The sequence below is a fragment of the Herbaspirillum sp. C7C2 genome, assembly GCF_022627865.1.
GTDB classification, from domain to species: domain Bacteria; phylum Pseudomonadota; class Gammaproteobacteria; order Burkholderiales; family Burkholderiaceae_D; genus Herbaspirillum; species Herbaspirillum frisingense.
Window position 1 is genome coordinate 160,929 of record NZ_JABXGI010000008.1, and the last position, 14,440, is coordinate 175,368.

Here is a 14,440-nt window from a genome sequence, read left to right on the forward strand (position 1 = left end):
ATGCGAATTTGCCCAGCTCGCTGCGCAGATTCATGATCGTCCCGATGGAAGATCACTCCCGAACGCCACTTTCTTGACTCACCTAACGATACTTTCAGTCAGGCAATTTCACAAGTGATTTTACCTTCACGCAAGGGACTTGCGAATCTCTTCACATCTGTTCTCACTCGATGATAAGCCTTCTGTTACCGATCTTTACCATCTGCCCAAACCCTGCGTCAGGCGAATCCTTTACAATTCAGCCACCATTTTTTGTCGCCGGAGATTAGCTGCATGTCGCGCCCGTGTGTTTATGTCCCGCTCACCCTGGTCCTCGCCCTTGGACTGACCGCCTGCTCCACCGGCAAGACCGCCTTCTACCACCAGGAAGAATTCAGCGATACCAGCGCCTTCTCGCGCAGCTTCCCCGGTAGCGAAAAGGCCGTCTGCGAGGCCGCGCGCCGTGCGTTGCTGGGCCAGGGCTATGTCATCAGCCGCTCTACCGACAACACCATGGATGGCAACAAGAGCTTCCAACCGGCCAGCGACAAGCACATGGAAATCGCTTTTCACGTCGTCTGCGCCTCCAATGGCAACGGCAAGAGTTCGACCATGTTTGCCAGCGCTACCCAGGATGGCTACGGCATCAAGAAGAGCAACAGTTCGGCCAGCCTCGGGGTCAGCGTGTTGGGTTCGGTGTCGATGCCCTTCGCCGCCAGCGACGACTCCATGGTGCGCGTCTCCAGCGAGACCATCCGCTCGCCCGATTTCTATGACCGCTTCTTCGGCGCGGCAGAGCGCTATCTGCTGGTGGACGTCGACGACGAAGCCGCCCCCACCAAGAAGTAAGCCGGGCTCAATCGCGAGGCTTACCACTCCTGCGTAAAGGTTCACATCGCGGATACGACAATGGCGGCCTCGGCCGCCATTTTTTTCGCCGGCACACCTGGCATCACCAGGTACCGCCCGCCCCCTACATCAACGATGCCAGTAACCTGGAGGCGGTGGCGGACGATGCCAGTGACGATGATGGTGCCCACGGTGGTAATACCCCGGCGCCACATAGACCGGCGGCGGACCGTAGTAGACCGGAGCCGGCCGGACATAGACCGGCGGCGGCGGTGCGTACACCGGTGCTGGCTGCACGTAGACCGGCTGCGGAGCCACGTAGGCGCCCGGCACGCCGATGTTCACGCCGATCGAGACATGCCCGGCCATGGCCGGAGCGGCCGACAGGCCGGCTACGGCAGCGAAGACGGCCAGGCCGGCCATCAGGGGAATCGACTTTTTCACGATAGCTCCTCGTTGTTCTGGATTACGTAGCGTGAATATAGCCCGCCAATCCTGACAACTCTAGGCCAAAGCCGTAAGGGTTGTAAGCAAATGCTTCACAATCGTTAAGCAAAATGTGAACGGATATTTGAATCCGCCCCCCCCCCTGCGCGAGCCGCCTGCGCGCCCGGCCGACCTCATTGAGCCCGCTCGCAGCCCACGTTCAGGCCGCGCTCATGCCGCGTTCAGGCTATGCCGCGCAGCCTCCGCAGCCCGCACCTCCGCCAGCTTGGCCACGGTGGTAGCGCATGCCTGTGCCGCTTCCTTGCCCTTGACCAGGAAATGCTCGTGGAAGTACTGGTGGTGCTCGCTATGGGAATGGAAGTGATGCGGGGTCAAGACGGCCGAAAAGACCGGCACTTCGGTATCAAGCTGCACCTGCATCAGCGCCGAAATGACCGACTGTGCCACGAAGTCGTGACGGTAGATGCCGCCATCGACCACCAGGCCGCTGGCGACGATGCCGGCATACTTGCCGGTCTTGGCCAAGACCTTGGCATGCAGGGGAATTTCGAAGGCGCCAGGCAGTTCGAAGAAATCGATGCTGCTGCTCGGCCAGCCGAGTGCGGCCATTTCCGCGGTGAAGGCGATACGGCACTGGTCGACGATATCCTTGTGCCAGCAAGCCTGGATGAAGGCGATACGTTGACCGTGGTGGGAAGACACTGCAGAAAGATGCGATTGCGACATGGTTCAGGACTCCTGTTCGATGATTAAACAGGGCGTTGGAATGCGCGGCCGCAGGCAGACTGCTCGCGCAGGGCTGCCATGCCGGACACTCCGTTCTCTTTCATCCGGACTATGACCGTCGGCCCCGGGATCACACCGGGTCTGCTGACCCCGTCCTGCCGCGATGGCAGGCCGGGCGCTCGCGGGCTACAGATGAGGTCGGGTGACCTCGCCTGATTACCGCCGGTGGGGAGTTTCGCCCCGCCCCGAGAACTTGTTGCTGCGCAGCGGACAGTGAGCCCGCCACAGCAGCAGCCGCGACTTTAGCATGCATGGAAAATTGCTGCAGGCCATCGACGCGTCAACTGAACCGTCAGGCGCCCTGCCCCACCATGTCGAGCATGCCACGGGCGATTTCGCGTTCCCCCATGATGACGCGCTGGGCACCATGTTTTTCCAGGTGCTCGATCTCGGCATCCGAATGGGCCCGCGCCACGACCTGCAGCCCGGCGTTCAGCTCCAGCGCATTCTCGATCACCTGGCCGGCCTCGAATACCTCGGGAATGGCCACCAGCAACCAGCGTGCGCGGTCCACGGCGGCCGCCTTCAACAGTTCGCTCTGGGCGGCATTGCCATACAGGGCCGGCACACCGGCGCTGCGCAGGGCATCCAGATTTTCCCGTTGCGCCTCGATGACCACGAAGGGCCGACCCTGGGCACGCAGCTGCTCGCCGATGCCGCGCCCCACCCGGCCATAGCCGACCAGCACCACATGATCCTGCAGGTCGACGGTCGGTGGCACATTGTCGGCGTCTGGCTCCTTGGGCTGGCGTGCCTCGTAGCGATCCAGCAGCGAGAACAGGAGCGGATTGAGCAGGATGGAGAGGATGGCGCCGCCCAGGATCAGGTCGCGTGCCATCGGCGAGAGCAGGTCCAGCGACAGGCCCAGCGTTGCCAGGATGAAGGAAAATTCACCGATCTGCGCCAGGCTGGCCGAGATCGTCAGGGCGGTCGAATTCGGGTGTCCGAAGACCCGCACGATCATCAATGCCGCCAGCGACTTGCCGATCACGATGATGAGCACTGTCGCCAGTACCAGCAAGGGCTCGCGCACCAGGATGGAAGGATCGAACAGCATACCGACCGAAACGAAGAACAGCACCGAGAAGGCGTCACGCAGCGGCAGGGATTCCTCGGCGGCGCGATGGCTCAACTCGGATTCGGACAGGATCATGCCCGCGAAGAAAGCCCCCAGCGCGAAGGAAACACCGAACACATAGGCCGAACCCAATGCGAAGCCCAGCGCAATGGCCAGCACTGCCAGCCGAAACAGTTCGCGCGAACCGGTATCGGCAATGCGCTCCAGGATCCAGGGAATGACGCGACGACCGACGATGAGCATCACCGCCACGAAGGCCACCACCTTGCCCAGGGTGATCCCCAGCGTCAGCAGCACCGCATTGCCGCTCAGGGCCTCGCCCTTGCCGCCGAGGATGCCCGACAGCGCCGGGATCAGCACCAGCGCCAGCACCATGGCAATGTCTTCGACGATCAGCCAACCGACTGCGATACGCCCACGCTGGGTCTCCACCAGGCGCCGCTCCTGCAGGGCCTTGAGCAGCACCACGGTACTGGCCACCGACAAGGCCAGGCCGAACAGGAAACCTTCACCCACCGGCCATCCCAGCACCCACCCCATGCCCATGCCCAGCAAGGTCGCAATGGCGATCTGCGCGACCGCCCCGGGGATGGCGATGTTCTTGACCGACAGCAGGTCCTTGAGCGAGAAGTGCAGCCCCACTCCGAACATCAGCAGGATCACCCCGATCTCGGCCAGCTCCTGGGCCAGGTCGGCATCGCCCACGAAACCGGGAGTAAAGGGGCCGATGGCGATACCGGCGACCAGATAACCGATCAGCGGCGGCATTTTCAGACGATGGGCCAGGGTGCCGAAGATAAAGGCCAGCACCAGGCCTGCGACAATGGTGGCAATCAGGGGGGTGTGATGGGGCATCAGTCAGGGTTCCTTTCTGTGTGGATGAAATTGATGGAGATGACTGCAGATAAAGCACGAAGGACACCGACGACCACGCAAAGACTAACATGGCCGTCGGCCGACCACGGCGGCGAACTGCGGCGCTTGGCGCGACGCCACTGGTCCGCCGCCTGCGGTCACTGCGCCGTGGCGATCAGCGGGCTGCCTGCAGGGCGGCGATGCGCGACTCCAGCGGCGGATGGCTGGAAAACAGCCCCAGCCAGGCCTCACGCCCCGAAATGCCGGACGCCTGCAGGTTCTGCGGCAGACCGTCGGATTGCAGGCCACCCAGGCGACGCAGGGCATTGATCATCGGCGCGCGGGAACCCATGAGCGTGGCGGCACCGGCATCGGCGCGATACTCGCGCTGACGCGAGAAGTACATGACGATGATGCTGGCCAGGATGCCGAACACGATCTCGCAGACGAAGACGGTCACCATGTAGGCGATGCCAGGGCCGGAATTTTCTTCGTTGTTGCGACGCAGGAAGGAGTCGACGAAGTAGCCGACAATGCGGGCGAAAAACATCACGAAGGTATTGACCACGCCCTGGATCAGGGTCAGCGTCACCATGTCGCCATTGGCGATGTGCGCCACTTCATGGGCCAGCACGGCTTCCACTTCTTCCTTGGTCATGCCCTGCAGCAGGCCGGTAGACACCGCCACCAGCGAATTGCTCTTGCTGGCACCCGTGGCGAAGGCATTGGGCGGGCCGTCATAGACCGCCACTTCGGGCATCGGCAACTGGGCGCGGGCGGCCAGGGTCTGGACGGTCTGCAGCAGCCACAGTTCGGTGGAATTCTGCGGTTGCTCGATCACGCGCGCACCGGTCGACCACTTGGCGATGGTCTTGGACATGAACAGCGAAATGAAGGAGCCACCAAACCCCATCAGGCCGCAGAACACCAGCAGCATGCCGAAGTTGAGGCCATTGGCGGTGAGGTAGCGATTCACCCCGAGCAGACTGGCTGTGACGCTCAGGACCAGCATCACGGCCAGGTTGGTAACGAGGAAGAGAACAATGCGTTTCATGGTTTTTCCTGTAGAACGAAATGAAAGCGTCCGGCACGGGCCGGTCGCCAAGACTGGGGAAACGGGAACACGGGAAATCAAAGAGGGAGCGCACCGCCAGTGGCGGGGCCATCACTGGGGAGGCGGCAAGGCCGCGAGCAGATCAGGCGCGCTCAGGCCACCAATGGTGGCGGCCGCAACTGGTCTCGCAGGTAGGAAGACCAGGCAGGGATTGCCGAAAAGGCGTGGGGAAACGGGTACCAGAGCAGCTCCGGGGTGGCGATGCGCGCCGGCAAGGTGGGGTCTTCCAGCTCACCCTGTAGCGAGGGCCGGTCATCATCATCGTCCACGGGCGCACCGGGCTCGCTGGCGGTCGCGCCGGCCACGCCAGCCACATCAGCCAAATCAGTTACACCCGCCAGCGCCGTCAATGCGTGCCAGCCACGCAGGTCGGGTCCGGCCTGCAGGCAAGAAGCCGCACCAGCAGCGGAGTGCGATGCGTTGTGCAATTCGGTGCGCAACTGCTCGCGAAGCTGTGACTCTCCCGTGGCTGCCAGCAATTGCAGCGGGATCAGCAGAGTCAACAACAGGAGCAGCAATCGGCGCATCAAATCCTTGTCAGGTGGAAAAACGGAGCAAGAGTAGGCCCAACCCACAGGCGTCAAAAAGGAAATATCCGTCAGCATTTCGTCAGCAATGACGGCCCGGCATTATACGCAATATCCCCGCCAGCCCGCTGTCGACCATCTGCCGAGCATTCTCCCCAGAATCAAGCTGGCAGGAAAGTTATCCACAAAAGCTGTGAACAAGCCTGTTGATAAGCACCCTGCCAGCTTCTGACATGCTTGCTGAGCAAGGGTTTCCAATAAATTGCCCTTGTTTTACACAAAGGTGAAGAAATTGGCCTAGGTGATGGAGACCACCTTGTTGCGGCCACCGAGTTTGGCGCGGTAGAGCGCGGCATCGGCCGCTTCCAGCAGCTGACGACCGTCGGTATCGTCCTGCAGTTCACGCGTGCAGACACCGACGCTGATGGTCAGGCGCCGTTCGACGAGTGACTTGTCATGGGGCTCGGCCAGCTGATAGACCGCCTGGCGCAATGCCTCCCCAAGCTCGGCAGCCTGCTGCGGCTGCAGATTGCGGACCAGGAGGATGAATTCCTCGCCACCATAGCGCGCCAGCACGTCATCCGGGCGCTGCAGGTGCGCGCGCAGGGTCTCCGCCACGCGCTTGAGCACGCGATCGCCGCCGCCGTGACCATAGAGGTCGTTGTACTGCTTGAAATAATCGACGTCGATCATGAAGAGGGAGAACATTCCACCCTCTTCCTGCACCCGCTGCAAGGCACGGGCGTAGTTCTCGTCAAAGTAGCGGCGATTGGGGATGCCGGTCAGGCCATCGGTACCGACCTGGCGCTTGAGCACTTCCGAATGGGACAGCAGCATCTTCTCGCGCTTGACCGAATTGCTGGCGTCGGTGACCTGCATCAGGCACAGGCGCTGGCCATCCGGATTATCGATGGGCGTGAGCACCACCGACTGCGCCATCCTCTGGACGCCCTCCCTCTGCCCGCCCGGATGGTGCGGGTAGAGCGGCAAGGGCGAACGGTGCAAGGCGCTGGAGAGCAGTGATGGCAGGCCGTATCTGAGGGTGTTGTCCAGCGCGCGTAACAGGGCTGGCGTGACCTGTCCCGCAAACAGCGCAGCGAAGTCAGCATTGATGGCAGCGCCGGCAGGCACACGGCTGTGGCGCGCCATCCAGGCGTTCCACAGCAGGATGTTCAAGTCCCTGTCCAGCATGACCAGGCCGCAATTGAGCTGGTCGTAGACGTCCTCCAAGCGGAAGCGCCCGGCAACGAAACTGCTCATGTCAACTCGATCTTCCTCAGATAGGCCTGGACATGCTCGACCAGTGCGTGCAAGGAGGTGGAACTGAGCAGGAAGATGAGATGGCCGTCGGTCTGGTGTTTCTCGATGACCAGGTCGATGTGCAGGACCAGCACATAGCGCTCGTCGGACTGCACCTCCGACAGGCGCGAGGAAATCTCCTCCGGGGAGGACACCACGTACTGCGGCAGGGAGCTGTTGAGCGTGATTTCCAGCATGTCCGCCATGGCCGACAGACAGGCATTGAGGATGATGTTGCCCAGTTCGCACATGGCTTCGCGCTCGAACTCGGCCAACTGGTCCAGGCTCATCTGCGACCCCATCATGTCACGCACGATGGACAGCGCCCGGTCTTCGGTGAAGAGCAGGACCGCCTCGGCATCGAAGGGGCCATAGAAATTCTGGCTCACCGTGGCAAAGCGGCCCTGGATACGCGGTAGCAGTAGCTCGTTGATGGCGTCGGTGCGCAAGACCTCCACCGAAGGCACGGTCAGGCGCACTTCATCGCCGACGATTTCCGACAGGCTCTGCGCCGCGCGACCGGCACCGACGTTGAAGATCTCGGTCAGGGCATCGCGTTCGATTTCCGACAGGATGCTCACACCGGTCCCCGGAAATGCAGCAAGGCCTGGGCAATCGACTTTTCCGTGACCGGCTTGGCGACGAACACGGCGCCCAGTTGCTGGGCCCGCGTCTGCGCGGCCTCCTGGATATTGGCCGAGAAGATCGCCACCCGCACGCTCGGTTGCTGCTGCAGGATCTGCTCGGCCGCATCGGTGCCGAGCATGCCAGGCATGTTGATGTCCATCGTGCAGTAATGCGGCACATTCTGCTGCACCACGCGAATCGCCTCTTCCCCGCTGGCCGCTTCCACCACCTGCCAATCCGGGTGCACCGCCAGCACATGGGCCTTGATCACCATGCGCGATACCTTGCTGTCGTCGACGATGAGGAGGGTCTTGCCTGTTGCGTCATTAACCATCTTGAATCACTTTGACTATCAGAAAGCTGAATGCAAGCTGAAAACAAACAGCTGAACGAAAATGTAGAAAAACTGGATAAATGCTGACACCTACTGACAAGTTGTCAGACATTTAAGAATGATAAATCAAAATCAAGCCGGGCCGTATGGGGGAATCCCTGATAAAACGTGCATCTGTCAAAGATGCAACATGAATATTACTCCGGTGGGACCGCTTTCTCACGCCACTGCAGCCGACATCTTGACCTGCGGCAATATCGTGATGCCGGAGCAATGCAGATTTTCGGCGGCGTCGGCAGCCCTTGGGTAGAATCGCGGGCATGAAGCTGCGTCAGAAGATCATTTTCCTTGCCATTGTTCCCCTAGGACTGGCTTTTGCCGCCATTGCGCTGGTGGTGCGCTACCAGGCGGTGGAGCTGGCCCGCCAGCAGCGCGCCACCATCGAAGCGGCCTATCTGGCCAGCAAGAACACCGAATTGCGGCATTACGTGGACCTGGCGCAGCACGCGCTGGCCCATCTCTACGACACCGGGCGCAGCGACGACGCCATCAAGGAAGAGGCGCGTCGCATCCTGGCCGACATGGAGTTCGGCGACGACGGCTATTTCTTTGTCTATGACGACCATGGCCGCAACATCGTCCACCCGCGCCAGCCGGAACTGGTGGGACTGGACATGTGGGACTGGCGCGACGAGTCCGGCAGCCTCACCATCCAGCACCTGATCACGCTGGCCCATCAGGGCGGCGGCTTCGAACATTACCTGTGGCGCAAGCCCTCCAGCAAGGCGGTGGCGCCCAAGCTGGGCTATGTGATCAGCCTGCCTCGCTGGGGCTGGGTGATCGGCACCGGCATCTATCTCGACGACGTCGACAAGGCGCTGGCCCAGGTGGATCACCAGAACTCCGGCCACCTGCGCCGGACCATGCTGCTGATCGCCGCCATTGCACTTTCCAGCGCGCTGGTGGTGGGCCTGGCCGGCGTCCTGCTGAACCTGAGCGAACACCGCGTGGCCGACGCCAAGCTGCGCCAGCTGGCGCAGCGCGTGGTGCGCTCGCAGGAAGAAGAACGCGCCCGCCTCTCACGCGATCTGCATGACGGCATCAGCCAATGGCTGGTGTCGATCAAGCTGCAGATCGAGGCAGCCCTGGAACGCTTGCGCGGCACACCCGAGCAGGCCGCCCAGGCGCGGCTGGGCTTCGAGAAGACCGCGACCCAGATCAATGGGGTGCTGGCCGAAGTAAGGCGCATCTCGCACGACCTGCGTCCGGCCATCCTGGACGACCTCGGCCTGGCGGCGGCACTGGAACATCTCTGCGTTGAATGGCGCGATGCAGTCGGCGACAGCGACGGCGATGGTGTCGGGCGCACGGAAAGCCGCATCACCTTCGTCAGCGAAGGCAACATCGGCGATGGCGCGCCGCTGTCCGACGTGGTCAATACGGTGCTCTTCCGGGTGGCCCAGGAGGCGCTGACCAACATCGCCCGCCATGCGCACGCCAGCCAGATCAGGATGCGCCTCTACGGTGGCCACAACCTGATCATGCTGCAAGTCCAGGACAATGGCTGCGGCTTCGACCTGGGCCAGGTGGATGATCACTCGCGCCACGGCATCGGTCTGCGCAACATGCGCGAGCGCATGGAGTCGGTGGGCGGCGAACTGGCGATCGATTCGTCGGCCGCCGGCACCAGCATCAGCGCCATCATTCCCCGTTCTTCCCTGTTCCTCTCCTCCCATGGCTGAATTCATTCCCATCGCACCGGCACTGACCCGCATCATGCTCATCGACGACCATCCGCTGGTGCGGGACGGCTTGCGGGCACGCCTGGAAATGGTACCCGGCCTGCTGGTGGTGGCCGAAGCCAGCAACGCCGAGGAAGCGCTGGCCGCCGCCAGCGCGCAGCAGATCGACCTCACGCTGATGGACATCAACATGCGCGGCATTAACGGGATCGAGCTGACCGCCCGCTTCCACGCCCTGCATCCGGAAATCGCGGTGCTCATCCTGAGCATGCATGACAAGGCTGAATACGTGATGCAATCGATCCAGGCCGGCGCCCGTGGCTATGTGCTCAAGGATGCGCCCAGCCAGGATATCGTGCAGGCCATCGAGACCGTGCGTTCGGGCGGCATCTACTACAGCGCGGCACTGGCACGCCAGCTGACCCAGTCGCTGCCGCCGCGCGACCTGCTCACGCAGCGCGAACGGGAGGTGCTGCAGCACATCGCCAACGGCGAATCGAACAAGCAGATTGCCCGCGAGCTGGACCTGAGCGTACGCACGGTGGAAACGCATCGACTCAACATCAAGCGCAAGCTCAACATCGATGGGCAGGCCGAGCTGATCAAGTTCGCGGTGGAGTCACGCAACAGCACCGGCACGTCCTGACGGGTGCAGGCCGATTGGCCGGCATGATGCACGTCACGCCGCTGGTGTGGGCATGGCGGGCAAGCTCAGGCTGATCAATTCCCCAAACCCGATCTGGCGTCGCTGCGCCATGGCGCGCAGGGCAATATCTTCGTATGCCTGCTGCTGCGGGGCCAGCATGTCACCCTGCTCTGCGCGCCACTGGGCGCAGGCGTGCAGCATGCGGATCGATCCCGCATGGCAGACCACGATGGCAGCCGGTAGAGCGCGTGCGCGCAGGCGCTCAAGGGCCTGCCAGATGCGCCGGGCCATCGCCGGCAGTGTCTCGCCGCCACCGGGTGCATGGTGCAGCAGGTCCTGGTTCCAGGCCTCGACCTCGGCCCAGGGGATATCGTCCCAGCGGCGCAATTCCCAACTGCCGAAATCCATTTCCTGCAGATCACGTTCCAGCTCCGCGCCTGCCTGCCCCAGCTGCACCGCCAGCAGTTGCGCGAGCCCGGCGCAGCGACGCAGAGGACTGCTGAACACCGGCACATCGCGCGGCAGTTGCGTGAGCAGTTGTTCCAGGCACTGCTGCTGCACCTCGGGTGCGACTGCGATATCGCTGCGGCCATAGCAGGTGTGCTGGTCCAATACCGGCTGCGGATGGCGGATCAGGTAGAGCTGCATGGTCAGGCAGTCCACCAGCCAGGCAGCGTGGCCAGCGCGCCCAGATAGAACGCGGTTTCGCTCATTTGCTGGACCGCGCCCAGGCAATCGCCGGTGTAGCCCCCCAGCCGCCGATGGAAACGTCGCGCCAGCCAGCCGGCAGCGAGCGCCGCGAGCAGCACGCCCACCACGATGCGTTGCCACGACATGAGGCCGAGCGCCCACACGCCGATCACCGGTAGCGCCGCGCACAGCGAAGCGAGCAGGAATTCACCGCCATGCAGGTGCTGGGCCAGCGGCTTGGCCTTGCCTTGCTCGCGCACGTAGTCCATGCGCCAGATCAGGCAGGTGGCCAGCCAGCGCGACACCGGATGGGCCATGCCCAGTACGGCCAGCACCTGCAAGGGCAGGAGCGCGTTGAGCGCAGCCACCTTGAGGGCCAGTAGCAGGACCATCCCGATCACGCCATAGCTGCCCAGGCGTGAATCGCGCATGATCTCCAGCGCCCGCTCGCGCCCTACTGCGCCACCCAGTCCATCGCAGACGTCGGCAAAGCCATCCTCGTGAAACGCCCCGGTGAGCCAGATACCCGCCGCCGTCGACAACAGCACCGCCAGCAGATGTGGCCAGAACTGCACTGCCAGCAGATACACCAGGGCGCAGACCCAGGCCACGATCCAGCCCACCAGCGGGAAATAGCGCGTGCAACGCTGCAGCCATTCCGGCCGGAAGCCAACCCAGCGCGGAATCGGCAGGCGCGTGAAGAACTGCAGGGCGATGAAGAACAGCCGCAGCTGATACAGCAGGCCCGTGCCGGATGTGGAGTCCCTGGAGTCCCCGGGGTCCTGGCGCGGATCAGCCATGTTTAGCGCTGACGCTGGCCGAGGAGAAGGTCGCCATCTGTTCCAGGAAATTGACGGCCGCCCGCAGCAGGGGCAAGGCCAGCGCAGCGCCGGTGCCCTCGCCCAGGCGCAGATCCAGCTGCATCAGCGGTCGGGCCTGCAGATACTGCAGCATGCGAGCGTGGCCGGCCTCGTCGGAGCAGTGGGAAAACACGCAGTAGTCCAGCACCGCCGGCTGCAAGGCCGCCGCCACCAGCAGCGCCGACGTGACGATGAAACCGTCGATCAGCAGGACCAGGCGCCGCTTGGCGGCGCCCAGCATGGCGCCGACCATGAAGGCAATCTCCAGGCCACCCAGCGCCGCCAGTTGTTCCAGCGGCGCCAGTGGCGTACTCCCCTGCGCATGCAGGCGCAGCGCCCGCGTGATGGCATCGGCCTTGCGCGCCATGCCCTGCTGGTCCAGCCCGGTGCCGGCGCCGATACAATCCTCCACGGCCATGCCGGTCAGCGCGGCCATCAAGGCGGCCGCCGCAGTCGTATTGCCGATCCCCATCTCGCCAAAACCGAGCACGTCCGCATCCACCGACGCGGCCCACTGCAGCCCCGCCTGGATGGCGCTCTCGCATTGCACCGCCGTCATTGCCGGGCCAAGACAGAAGTTGGCAGTGCCGTAGGCAATCTTGCGATCCAGCAGGCCGGTACGAACACCGAAATCATGATTGACGCCGACATCGACGATGGTCAGCGCGCATTCGTTCTGTCGCGCAAAGACATTGATCGCGGCGCCGCCGGCCAGGAAATTTTCGACCATCTGCCAGGTCACGCTTTGCGGATAAGCGGAGACGCCCTCTGCCGTCACCCCGTGGTCACCGGCACAGATGACGATGGCCGGCCGCCGCAGGGTGGGCCGATCGGTCGCCTGGATCAGTCCGATCTGGCGCGCCAGGCGCTCCAGCGCGCCGAGGCTGCCCTGTGGCTTGGTCTTGTCGTTGATGCGCGCATCCAGGCGCGCGACCAGCGCGGCATCGTGGGTGGAAACGAGGGTGGGAATCTGCATGGCGTCGTGCTGGGCGCCGCATGGCGCGGCAGGATCAAGGGAGCGACAGTATAAGAGATCGCCGCGACCGACGGCGACGACGAAGCGCGGTGCGGACGCAAAAAAGGCAGGGCGCCCTGCGACTCCCTGCCCTTGACCGCTGTTGGCCGGCCCGTGGTGGCGACCCCGATCAGGCCTTCACGGCCGCCTTGTCCAGCACGCCGTAGATGGTCGAGGCCAGCTCGTTGGCTTCGAACTTGGCGACATAGGCGTCGCCCCCCACGCTGCGCACGTGATCCTCGTTGGCCGAACCGGACAATGAGGAGTGGATGATGACGGGAATGCTCTTGAGGAAATCTTCACGCTTGATATTGCGGGTCAGCGTGAAGCCATCCATTTCGGGCATTTCCAGATCGGTCAGGACGAAGGAAATCTTGTCGGAGATCGGCTTGCCCTCGGCGCGTGCTTCCTTGGCCAGTTTCTGGATCTTCTCCCAGGCTTCCTTGCCGGTGACGTGCATTTCGAAGGGAATCTCCATGGCCCGCAAGCCCTGCTCGATGAGCGAGCGTGCCACCTTGGAATCGTCCGCGGCAATGGCCACGGTCCCCGGACGGATGCCATGACCGGTGCTCTTCTCCAGGCTTTCCATCTTCAGGTGACGGTCGCTGGGCATGATCTCGTGCAGGATCTGCTCGACGTCCAGCACCTGAGCCAGACGGCTGGTGTCCTTGTCGTTGTCCAGGCGCGCAATGCTGGTGACGAAGGCGCCGCCGCTGCTGGTTTCGGCCGACAGCACCTGGCTCCACTCCAGGCGCACGATCTCGTCCACCGACTCCACCGCAAAGGCCTGGGTGCTGCGGGCATATTCGGTGACCAGCAGGATGTTCAGGCCGGTCTTGGGTACACAGCCGACCACGGCCGGCAAGTCGATGACCGAAATGATCTGGCCCCGGATGTTGACCATGCCCAGCATCGGCGATTGCGTCCCGGCCGCCTTGGTGACGGGCGGCATGGGCACGATTTCGCGGATCTTGAAGACGTTGATGCCGAACAGCTCAGAGCGCTCGCCGTAAGGATCCGCCCCCAGACGGAATAGCAGCAGCTCGAATTTGTTAGATGCGGTGAGATTGGTTCTCTCATCGATCTCTTTCTGGAAACTATCCATATCTTCCCCCCGATTCGAATGGATGTGACAGGTAAAGACCTGCTCCAGCAATGTAGTTGGGAAAGTTGGCCGTGGCAATCAGGCAATCACTGATATACGATTTTTTTGATTTTCTGCAATTTGAATCAGGCTGAAATACGACGTCACGAGAGACATCCTGGCAGAAGGATGGGCAACGCCCAGGGAGCAAGGCCGCTGCGCCGGCAGGGAAGAAAAACCGTGGGCTGCTGGAAATGCGAGCCGGAAAGCAAAAAAGGAAGCCCGAAGGCTTCCTTTTTCAACTTGGAGCGGGAGAAGAGTCTCGAACTCTCGACCTATACCTTGGCAAGGTATCGCTCTACCAACTGAGCTACTCCCGCATGGGAACTGACATCTACTGCAACAGGAAACCGAAGCCGCCTGCCTTGAAACTGGAGCGGGAGAAGAGTCTCGAACTCTCGACCTATACCTTGGCAAGGTATCGCTCTACCAACTGAGCTACTCCCGC

Annotated in this window: 15 protein-coding genes, 2 tRNA genes and 1 riboswitch; of the genes, 3 read left to right on the plus strand and 14 right to left on the minus strand. The window is 62.8% G+C overall.

The genetic code is table 11. The annotated features are described in order from the left end of the window. Positions 1 to 273 precede the first annotated feature (273 nt). Positions 274 to 828: a DUF2242 domain-containing protein gene (locus HWE04_RS13520; RefSeq protein ID WP_102663985.1), complete on the plus strand. Its 555-nt coding sequence runs from the start codon at positions 274 to 276 to the stop codon at positions 826 to 828. A 129-nt stretch (positions 829 to 957) separates the two neighbouring features. Here the strand turns inward: HWE04_RS13520 and HWE04_RS13525 are convergent, their stop codons facing one another. The 8 genes from HWE04_RS13525 to HWE04_RS13560 form a co-directional block, all read right to left on the minus strand. Further along, positions 958 to 1,272 (minus strand): hypothetical protein, encoded by a 315-nt coding sequence (locus HWE04_RS13525; protein ID WP_241812692.1) that lies wholly within the window; start codon positions 1,270 to 1,272, stop codon positions 958 to 960. Between the two features lie 213 nt (positions 1,273 to 1,485). Beyond that, complete coding sequence (locus tag HWE04_RS13530) at positions 1,486 to 2,001, minus strand: 6,7-dimethyl-8-ribityllumazine synthase (protein WP_006465597.1); 516 nt, start codon at positions 1,999 to 2,001, stop codon at positions 1,486 to 1,488. Between the two features lie 88 nt (positions 2,002 to 2,089). Next, positions 2,090 to 2,258, minus strand: a riboswitch (FMN riboswitch). A gap of 95 nt (positions 2,259 to 2,353) precedes the next feature. Then, complete coding sequence (gene ybaL / locus HWE04_RS13535) at positions 2,354 to 3,994, minus strand: YbaL family putative K(+) efflux transporter (RefSeq protein WP_006465598.1); 1,641 nt, start codon at positions 3,992 to 3,994, stop codon at positions 2,354 to 2,356. A gap of 175 nt (positions 3,995 to 4,169) precedes the next feature. Beyond that, complete coding sequence (gene htpX / locus HWE04_RS13540; protein ID WP_241812693.1) at positions 4,170 to 5,048, minus strand: protease HtpX; 879 nt, start codon at positions 5,046 to 5,048, stop codon at positions 4,170 to 4,172. Between the two features lie 152 nt (positions 5,049 to 5,200). After that, positions 5,201 to 5,713, minus strand: coding sequence for a hypothetical protein (locus HWE04_RS13545; RefSeq protein WP_241812694.1), 513 nt, complete (start codon positions 5,711 to 5,713; stop codon positions 5,201 to 5,203). Between the two features lie 219 nt (positions 5,714 to 5,932). Continuing rightward, on the minus strand, positions 5,933 to 6,895 hold the full coding sequence (locus HWE04_RS13550; protein ID WP_241812695.1) for a sensor domain-containing diguanylate cyclase: 963 nt from the start codon (positions 6,893 to 6,895) through the stop codon (positions 5,933 to 5,935). Next, complete coding sequence (locus HWE04_RS13555) at positions 6,892 to 7,515, minus strand: chemotaxis protein CheC (RefSeq protein WP_241812696.1); 624 nt, start codon at positions 7,513 to 7,515, stop codon at positions 6,892 to 6,894. The genes HWE04_RS13550 and HWE04_RS13555 overlap by 4 nt, the downstream gene beginning before the upstream one ends. Next, positions 7,512 to 7,895 (minus strand): response regulator transcription factor, encoded by a 384-nt coding sequence (locus HWE04_RS13560; RefSeq protein ID WP_077236995.1) that lies wholly within the window; start codon positions 7,893 to 7,895, stop codon positions 7,512 to 7,514. Before HWE04_RS13560 ends, HWE04_RS13555 begins: the two co-directional genes overlap by 4 nt. A gap of 320 nt (positions 7,896 to 8,215) precedes the next feature. On the opposite strand from HWE04_RS13560, the gene HWE04_RS13565 reads away from it, so the two are divergent. Beyond that, entirely contained in the window at positions 8,216 to 9,637 is a 1,422-nt protein-coding gene (locus HWE04_RS13565; RefSeq protein ID WP_241812697.1) for a cache domain-containing protein, read from the plus strand. Further along, the gene (locus tag HWE04_RS13570) at positions 9,630 to 10,283 is read left to right on the plus strand and encodes a response regulator (protein WP_241812698.1); all 654 of its coding nucleotides are present in this window, start codon (positions 9,630 to 9,632) and stop codon (positions 10,281 to 10,283) included. The genes HWE04_RS13565 and HWE04_RS13570 overlap by 8 nt, the downstream gene beginning before the upstream one ends. Positions 10,284 to 10,316: 33 nt before the next feature. Here HWE04_RS13570 and HWE04_RS13575 read toward each other — a convergent pair whose 3' ends face one another. The 6 genes from HWE04_RS13575 to HWE04_RS13600 all read right to left on the minus strand — a co-directional run bounded on the left by HWE04_RS13575 (position 10,317) and on the right by HWE04_RS13600 (position 14,440). Beyond that, positions 10,317 to 10,931, minus strand: a complete 615-nt coding sequence (locus tag HWE04_RS13575; RefSeq protein ID WP_241812699.1) for a histidine phosphatase family protein — start codon at positions 10,929 to 10,931, stop codon at positions 10,317 to 10,319. Positions 10,932 to 10,933: 2 nt separating this feature from the next. After that, a complete protein-coding gene (locus HWE04_RS13580) occupies positions 10,934 to 11,773 on the minus strand; it encodes an adenosylcobinamide-GDP ribazoletransferase (protein WP_241812700.1) in 840 nt (279 codons plus the stop codon). Continuing rightward, positions 11,766 to 12,809, minus strand: a complete 1,044-nt coding sequence (cobT, locus tag HWE04_RS13585; RefSeq protein ID WP_241812701.1) for a nicotinate-nucleotide--dimethylbenzimidazole phosphoribosyltransferase — start codon at positions 12,807 to 12,809, stop codon at positions 11,766 to 11,768. Before cobT ends, HWE04_RS13580 begins: the two co-directional genes overlap by 8 nt. Before the next feature lie 169 nt (positions 12,810 to 12,978). Then, the gene (locus HWE04_RS13590; protein ID WP_006465609.1) at positions 12,979 to 13,953 is read right to left on the minus strand and encodes a chemotaxis protein; all 975 of its coding nucleotides are present in this window, start codon (positions 13,951 to 13,953) and stop codon (positions 12,979 to 12,981) included. Between the two features lie 283 nt (positions 13,954 to 14,236). Continuing rightward, positions 14,237 to 14,312, minus strand: a tRNA-Gly gene (locus HWE04_RS13595). A gap of 52 nt (positions 14,313 to 14,364) precedes the next feature. Beyond that, positions 14,365 to 14,440: transfer RNA gene (locus HWE04_RS13600), tRNA-Gly, on the minus strand.

What these genes read in the sequence shown, in the direction of transcription:
- HWE04_RS13520 (WP_102663985.1), top strand. Translation starts at nt 274, where the DNA reads ATGTCGCGCCCGTGTGTTTATGTCCCGCTCACCCTGGTCCTCGCCCTT.
- HWE04_RS13530 (WP_006465597.1), bottom strand. Translation starts at nt 2,001, where the DNA reads ATGTCGCAATCGCATCTTTCTGCAGTGTCTTCCCACCACGGTCAACGT.
- ybaL (WP_006465598.1), bottom strand. Translation starts at nt 3,994, where the DNA reads ATGCCCCATCACACCCCCCTGATTGCCACCATTGTCGCAGGCCTGGTG.
- htpX (WP_241812693.1), bottom strand. Translation starts at nt 5,048, where the DNA reads ATGAAACGCATTGTTCTCTTCCTCGTTACCAACCTGGCCGTGATGCTG.
- HWE04_RS13545 (WP_241812694.1), bottom strand. Translation starts at nt 5,713, where the DNA reads ATGCTGACGGATATTTCCTTTTTGACGCCTGTGGGTTGGGCCTACTCT.
- HWE04_RS13550 (WP_241812695.1), bottom strand. Translation starts at nt 6,895, where the DNA reads ATGAGCAGTTTCGTTGCCGGGCGCTTCCGCTTGGAGGACGTCTACGAC.
- HWE04_RS13560 (WP_077236995.1), bottom strand. Translation starts at nt 7,895, where the DNA reads ATGGTTAATGACGCAACAGGCAAGACCCTCCTCATCGTCGACGACAGC.
- HWE04_RS13565 (WP_241812697.1), top strand. Translation starts at nt 8,216, where the DNA reads ATGAAGCTGCGTCAGAAGATCATTTTCCTTGCCATTGTTCCCCTAGGA.
- HWE04_RS13570 (WP_241812698.1), top strand. Translation starts at nt 9,630, where the DNA reads ATGGCTGAATTCATTCCCATCGCACCGGCACTGACCCGCATCATGCTC.
- HWE04_RS13575 (WP_241812699.1), bottom strand. Translation starts at nt 10,931, where the DNA reads ATGCAGCTCTACCTGATCCGCCATCCGCAGCCGGTATTGGACCAGCAC.
- HWE04_RS13580 (WP_241812700.1), bottom strand. Translation starts at nt 11,773, where the DNA reads ATGGCTGATCCGCGCCAGGACCCCGGGGACTCCAGGGACTCCACATCC.
- cobT (WP_241812701.1), bottom strand. Translation starts at nt 12,809, where the DNA reads ATGCAGATTCCCACCCTCGTTTCCACCCACGATGCCGCGCTGGTCGCG.
- HWE04_RS13590 (WP_006465609.1), bottom strand. Translation starts at nt 13,953, where the DNA reads ATGGATAGTTTCCAGAAAGAGATCGATGAGAGAACCAATCTCACCGCA.